Source organism: uncultured Meiothermus sp., from assembly GCF_937863175.1.
In the GTDB taxonomy this organism is placed as follows: Bacteria; Deinococcota; Deinococci; order Deinococcales; family Thermaceae; genus Meiothermus.
Genome location: NZ_CALMCQ010000226.1, coordinates 1 through 6,405, shown reverse-complemented (window position 1 = coordinate 6,405; position 6,405 = coordinate 1). Strand labels below are relative to the sequence as shown.

General features: G+C 62.3%; 6 protein-coding genes. 2 read left to right on the top strand and 4 right to left on the bottom strand.

The window, feature by feature from the left end; genetic code table 11:
• A partial coding sequence (locus tag Q0288_RS08675; protein WP_299429498.1) for an ABC transporter permease subunit occupies window positions 1–654 on the top strand: 654 nt, incomplete at its 5' end.
• 434 nt (window positions 655–1,088) lie between these two features.
• Entirely contained in the window at window positions 1,089–2,372 is a 1,284-nt protein-coding gene (locus Q0288_RS08670; protein WP_299429497.1) for an NAD(P)/FAD-dependent oxidoreductase, read from the top strand.
• Window positions 2,373–2,575: 203 nt separating this feature from the next.
• Here Q0288_RS08670 and Q0288_RS08665 read toward each other — a convergent pair whose 3' ends face one another.
• The 4 genes from Q0288_RS08665 to Q0288_RS08650 all read right to left on the bottom strand — a co-directional run.
• Window positions 2,576–3,643, bottom strand: a complete 1,068-nt coding sequence (locus Q0288_RS08665) for a 3-dehydroquinate synthase family protein (protein WP_299429496.1) — start codon at window positions 3,641–3,643, stop codon at window positions 2,576–2,578.
• Window positions 3,624–4,169 carry a shikimate kinase gene (locus Q0288_RS08660; RefSeq protein ID WP_299429495.1) on the bottom strand — a complete coding sequence of 182 codons (546 nt, stop codon included), beginning with the start codon at window positions 4,167–4,169 and terminating at the stop codon, window positions 3,624–3,626. Before Q0288_RS08660 ends, Q0288_RS08665 begins: the two co-directional genes overlap by 20 nt.
• Window positions 4,170–4,285: 116 nt before the next feature.
• Window positions 4,286–5,437 carry a chorismate synthase gene (gene aroC, locus Q0288_RS08655; RefSeq protein WP_299429494.1) on the bottom strand — a complete coding sequence of 384 codons (1,152 nt, stop codon included), beginning with the start codon at window positions 5,435–5,437 and terminating at the stop codon, window positions 4,286–4,288.
• Between the two features lie 142 nt (window positions 5,438–5,579).
• Window positions 5,580–6,405, bottom strand: an 826-nt coding sequence (locus Q0288_RS08650) for a secretin N-terminal domain-containing protein (RefSeq protein WP_299429493.1), incomplete at its 5' end; no start/stop codon positions are given.

Below are 6,405 nucleotides of genomic sequence, written 5' to 3'. Positions count from 1 at the left end.
GAACGGCCCGCTGCCTGGGTGAGTGTGTGGACGAGCCCGGACTTTACCCCTGGCAGCATGGCGCTGCTCAACACCCTCGGGTTTGCTGGTCTGGCCCTGCTACTGGTGTTGCCCCTGGGCATTCTGTATGCCTATGCGGTCTGGCGGGGCAGCCGCTGGCTGGACTGGCTGGGCTTGCTGCCCTTAATGATCTCTCCGGTGGCCATTGGATTGGGTTACTTGCTGGCCTATCCGGGTTTGCGCGGTTCGCTGGTGATATTAATTGCAGCCTATGCGTTGCTCAGCTATCCCCTGCTGGCCAGGGCACTGCTGCCCGCCTTGCGGGCCATGCCCACAGGTCTGGTGGAGGCAGCCAGGGTGTTGGGGGCCGGTCCCTGGCGCAGGTGGGTGCGGGTGGAATGGCCCCTGGTGCGCCCCGCTGCTCTCGCAGGCCTGGCGCTGGCACTTGCAGCAATTATTGGTGAGTTGGGTGCAACCCTTACCTTGCAACGTCCAGAGTGGACTACCCTGTCGGTAGCGATCTACGAGCGGTTGGGTAGACCCGGGGCGCTGCCTTTTCAAGAAGCCGTGGTGCTGGCCGTGCTGCTCATGGGGTTGTGTATGGCCCTGCTGATGTTGCTGGAGCGGAGTTTTCGGCAGAGGGGCGAGGGCTGAGGATTCGGCTGCAGCATACTGAGGCCGTGTACCGGGGCTCGAGTTCGGAATAACAGGCCCTGGAAAGAATAGTTGTTGCCAGGTGTGCGAGCGTCAGCGCATCCAGAGGGAATCTACCGCCCAGAGGGGGCATTCTCTTTCAAGGGTGCGACAAAAATTGCGGCCAGGATAGGGGCGACTTGGTGCACGTTGGCGCGGTATCAGGAAACATCCCAGAGGCATCGGTAGCGAAAACGTTGCCGGGAAGGCGGCACTCACCCTGTAACGGGTGGGCCCGTATGCGGACGACCCCTGGCACCGCGTGACTGCAGGATGCGATAGAGGGTACAAAATGTAAGTAAACCTCCCTGGCTTTATGTGAAAAGAAGTACAATCTGATTGTGGGGACAAAAGTCCTTAGAGAAAGCCAGGGCATGGTCCCAGGGAGGCTGTAAATGCGGAACAAACACGTGGTGGTGCTTGGGGCTGGCTTTGCGGGCTTGCATGCAGTGCGCGAGCTTTCCCGCAAACCTGGGGTACAGGTTACGCTGGTAGACCGCAACAACTACCACCTGTTCCAGCCCCTCTTGTACCAGGTGGCCACTGCTGGCCTCGAGGCTCCCCAGATCACCTTCCCGATCCGGGCCTTCCTGCGCAGGCACAAAAACGCCCGCTTCCTGCTGGGTGCAGCGGAAGGGGTAGACCCCCAGGCCAAGGTCTTGTGGGTGGAGGGCCGCCCTGTGGCCTACGATTATCTGATTGTGGGCACTGGTACCCGCACCGACGACTTTGGTCTGCCGGGCATTGCCCAGTACGGCTATGGCCTCAAAGACCTGGACGATGCCATGAAAATCCGCGACCGGATTCTCTCGGCCTGCGAGGAAGCCGTGCGTACCCCCGACCCCCAGCGGCGCAAAGCCCTATTAACCTTTGTGGTGGTGGGGGGTGGGCCCACCGGGGTCGAGCTGGCGGGGGCAGTCGGTGAGGTACGCCGTCATGTGATCGCACGAGATTACCCCGACCTCGAGCTCTCCCTACTCCGGGTCATCCTGATCGAGACCAGCCACCGCCTCCTGGATGCTTTCGCGCCCTCGTCGGCGCAGTATGCTCAGGGATTCCTGGAAAGTCTTGGAGTGGAGTTGATGTTTGGTGAGCGGGTGGTCGAGGTGACCCAGGGCACCGTCCGGCTGCAGAGTGGCATCACCATTCCGAGCTTTACCGTGGTCTGGAGCGCGGGGGTGACCGGACAGGCGCTGCCGGGGCTGCCCACCACCAGGGGCAGCCGGGTGGCCACCACCCCAGCGCTGTTTGTGCCCGAACATCCTTCGATTTATGTGGCCGGTGATATGAACTTTCTGGAGTATCGGGATGGCCGCCCCCATCCCCAGGTGGCTCCCACTGCCATGCAGCAAGGCGCGCTGGCCGCCCGTAATATCTTGCGGGAGCTGCATGGGCAGGAAAAACGACCCTTCCGATACAAGGACAAGGGCAACATGGCGACCCTGGGGCGCAGCCATGCCATTGCCGAACTCGGCAACCTGAAAATGCGCGGCTTCCCGGCCTGGGGGGCCTGGCTGGCGGTACACCTTTACTACCTGATAGGCTTTCGCAACCGCATGATGGTGCTTTCCAACTGGGCCTACAGCTATTTCACCTACGACTTTGCGGTGCGCATCATGCACCACCGCCACAGCTTTCCTGGGCTGAACGAGCCAGCCCAGGAGCCGCTGAAGGTGTAAGCTGCGCATAAGGCCCATCGGTCCATCCACCCAGCCGCAGGCGCCGTACGCCCGTCTGGATCCGTGACAAACATACGGTGGCGATACGCAGGGCAGGTTTCAGACGGATGCACCCCGGCTTGCTTTGAAAACCCCCTTCTGGCCGCCTCCGGGTTCTGTGAATGGGTGCTGCCTGCGCCGAACCGCTCCGGATTTTCAAAGTCTTACCCTCGTTGGGACTCGGCGGGTCTGGAGGGTTCGGTGCTTAGCGTAGCCACCAGGCTCAGGAATTCTTCGTAGCAGCCCAGCAGTACTTCCTGCAACACGGGGTGAATCTCGAGCCAGCCCATATCCTTGGGCACCACCCAGTTGAGGGCCTTGCCCACCTTTTTCTTGTCGCGGTTGAGGAAAGGGGTCAAGTCGTCCCAGTTAAAGCGGGGGGGCGGGGGGGGTGCGAGCCAGTGCAAAAGCTTCAGCACCGCAGGCACCAGGTCATGGCCGCCGTGGGCACGACCCAGCAGGGCAGCGAAGAGCAGACCATAGGCCACTGCTACCCCGTGGGGCATCACCCCAAAGGTAGCGCCTTCCAGGGCATGGGCCAGGGTGTGGCCCAGGTTGAGCTTGCGGCGCTCGTTCTGCTCGGTGGGGTCGGCTTCCACAATCTGTAACTTGACCGAGACGGCACGGGCCAGGTAGTTCTCAAAACCCTCCCAATCCAGCGAGAGCGGTTCCACATTAACCAGCAGTTCGTCCCCGGCGATGAGACCATGTTTGAAGGCTTCGACCAGCCCTTGTCTGAAGGTGTACTGTGGGAGGGTTTTGAGGGTCTCGAGGTCGGCGTACACCCCTTCTGGGGCGTGGAAGGCTCCGACCAGGTTTTTGCCTTCCGGCAGGTTGATGCCGGTCTTGTTGCCCAGCGAGGCATCTACCACCGCAAGGGTGGTGGTGGGCAGGCTGATATACCTCACCCCCCGCAGATAGGTAGCGGCCATAAACCCGCCCAGGTCGGTGAGGGAACCGCCCCCCACAATATAGAGCGTGGTATCGCGGGGAAGGGCCTGTCCGGCCAGCCAGGACAGGGCCTTGCCGTAGGTAGCCAGGCTCTTCACACTCTCGCCGCCCGGAAGGCCCAGGCCCGCCGAAATATCCAGGCGTGCCGCCAACTTTTTGGCATAGTTCTGGACGGCCAGATCGAAGATCATGGCCCGGGGGCCGGTGGCCTGGGGCACCTCGAGGTCGAACCCGATCTGGATCGGGTAGGGGATGGGGTGTCTAATCTTCAGCTTCCGCATAATCCCACAGTCGTTCAATTATTTCGTCTACTACGTCGGGAATTCGTCTGCCGTCGGTAGAGACATGAAGGGTGGCCTGGCGGTAGATGGCTTCGCGTTCGGTCAGGAGCTTCTGGATGCGCTCGAAGGGGGCGGGGTTATCGAGAATGGGGCGCTGCCCAGGGCGGCGGCTGACCCGTTCGAAGATGGTCTCGGGGCTGGCCCACAGTGCCACCACCGGCCCCCGCCGCAAAAGCTGCTGGCGGTTTTCCGGGCTCACAAAGGTGCCCCCTCCCAGTGAGAGTACCAGAAAATCTTTCTGGGCCAGTTCGTTTACGGCCTCGGCCTCGAGTTGCCGGAAGGTGGGCTCACCCAGGTGACGGAAAATATCGGCAATCGAAAGCCCCATCTCGCGTTCAATATACCGATCCAGGTCAATGAAGTGCAGCATCAATTCGCGGGCCAGTTCCCGCCCGATGCGGCTTTTGCCCACGCCCATAAAGCCGGTCAGGGCCACCCAGGTGGCGGGGCGCTCAACCTCGAGCATAAGGACTCAGACCCCAGCGGTACGAGGGAGGGTCGCCCGGCCTGCGACCCGAGTCTGGCGACATGCGACGTTCTCGAGGGGCGATCATCCGCATAAGAATCAGTCTACCCCGGTTGCTAATAGGCCAGCACCCGTCGCTTGTATTGTTCTACTCTTTCAACCAGCTCGTCCAGGGTGTCTCCTCCAAACTTCTCCAGATAGGCCTGGGCCAGCACGATGCCCACCAGGGCTTCCAGAATCACGCTGGCCGCCGGAACCGCAGTGGTGTCGGAACGTTCACGGGCTGCATCGGCGGGCTGGTGGGTGGCCACATTCACGGTGGGCAACGGCTTCATCAGCGTAGCGATGGGCTTGAGGGCAGCCCGTACCACCAACTCCTCGCCGGTGGTCATGCCAGCCTCGGTGCCGCCCGCACGGTTGCTCTGGCGGTAGTAGCCCAGGCTCTGCTCCCAGTAGATGGGGTCGTGGACCTGCGAACCCGGTTTCATGGCGTTGCCAAAACCGGTGCCAATTTCCACCCCTTTGATGGCCGGGATGCTCATGACCATCTGGGCAATCCGCCCATCGAGTTTGCGTTCCCAGTGCATCTGCGATCCCAGCCCCATGACCAGGCCCCTGAAGCGGGCTTCAACAATACCGCCCAGGGTATCGCCGGTGGTTCTGGCTTCATCCACCCGGCGGATCACCTCGGCTTCGGCCTCCGGGTCGGCCATGCGCACGGGGCTCTCTTCGATCTTTTCCACAAGGCTCCAGTCAAAAGGCACCTGGCTCCAGACCCCCGCCATTCCATCCACAAACGAAGCGCTCTGTACCCCAAAGCCCAGCAGCAATTTGTGGGCGATGGCCCCCACCGCCACTCGCATGGCGGTCTCGCGGGCCGAGGCTCGCTCGAGCACATCCCGCAAGTCCTTGTGCCCATACTTGACGCCCCCCGAAAGGTCGGCGTGGCCAGGCCGGGCCGCCGTGAGGGCCTTCTTGCGCGGCTCGTTACCGGGCGCCGGATCCATAATTTCGATCCAGTTGCGGTAGTCGGTATTTTTGATCACCAGCGTGACCGGGGCCCCAGTGGTACGACCCGCCCGCACCCCGCTGGCAAACTCCACCGTGTCGGTCTCGATCACCATCCGTCGCCCACGCCCATAGCCCCCCTGCCGCTTTGTGAGCCAGGGGTTGATGTCTTCCACCGTGAGGGGCAGCAGGCTGGGCAGACCCTCCACGATGCCGGTGAGTTGCGGCCCGTGGGATTCTCCAGCAGTCAGAAAACGCATGAACAGAATCTAGCATAACTGCTAGCCGGGTAGCCGGTCGCCAGGAGGCGATAGCCGATGAAGCATGAACCCGTGTTGGCGTTGCCACTTACCTCAGAACAAAAAGCCGGGACAAGCCCGGCTTTCGCGGTGAAGAAACACCCTAGCGCTGCGCGACATCCTTGACGATATTGCCGGTGATGATCACGATCAGCTCATCGTCCTTAACCGAGGAGGTGCGTTGCTTGAAGAGTTCGCCCAGCAGGGGGATGTCGCCCAGCAGGGGGATTTTGGACTCACTGGTATCGGTCACTTTCTGAACCAGGCCGCCCAGCACCACGGTCTGGCCGTCGCGGATGCGCAGCCTGGAGAGGGTGGTCTGCTGGGGGATGCGGATGCTGCCAGCGGGGCCGTCGGCAGGGTCGCCGCCGGTCTGGGTGAAGACCTCGAGCAAAATGTTCCCATCCGCCGAGATTTGTGGACGCACCCGCACCAGCAGCCCATAGTCGAACTCACGCACGCTGACTTGATCGCCAAGGCGAACCGGAATCAGTAGGCGCCCGCCCACCTTAATTTCCGCGCCCCTGGCGCCGGTGGCCCGCAGGTCGGAGGTATCGGCGCCGTAGTTATCTTCAACCAGAACGTTGGTATCGCTCAGGCGGCGGGAAAGCTGTTGCCGCTCGAGCGCATCCAGCACCGCCCGGATGTTGAGTGAGGCCAGGCTACGGGTAGCGTCAAAGATCAGGTTGAGACCGGTAGAGAGGAAGCTGGCGATCAGGTTGCCGCCCGAAACGGTTTCCCAGCGGATGCCAAGGTTGCGAATCACCTCACCCTGCACAGCCTGCACCCGAATTTGCAGCTGGACTTGCTGAATAGGCCGATCCAGGGCGGGAATCAGGCGCTCGGCCAGGGCCATCTGGTCGGCAGAACCGGTCACGCTAAGGGTGTTGGTTCGGGGTCCGGCCACCACCGTGACCGGTGGCGCCGCA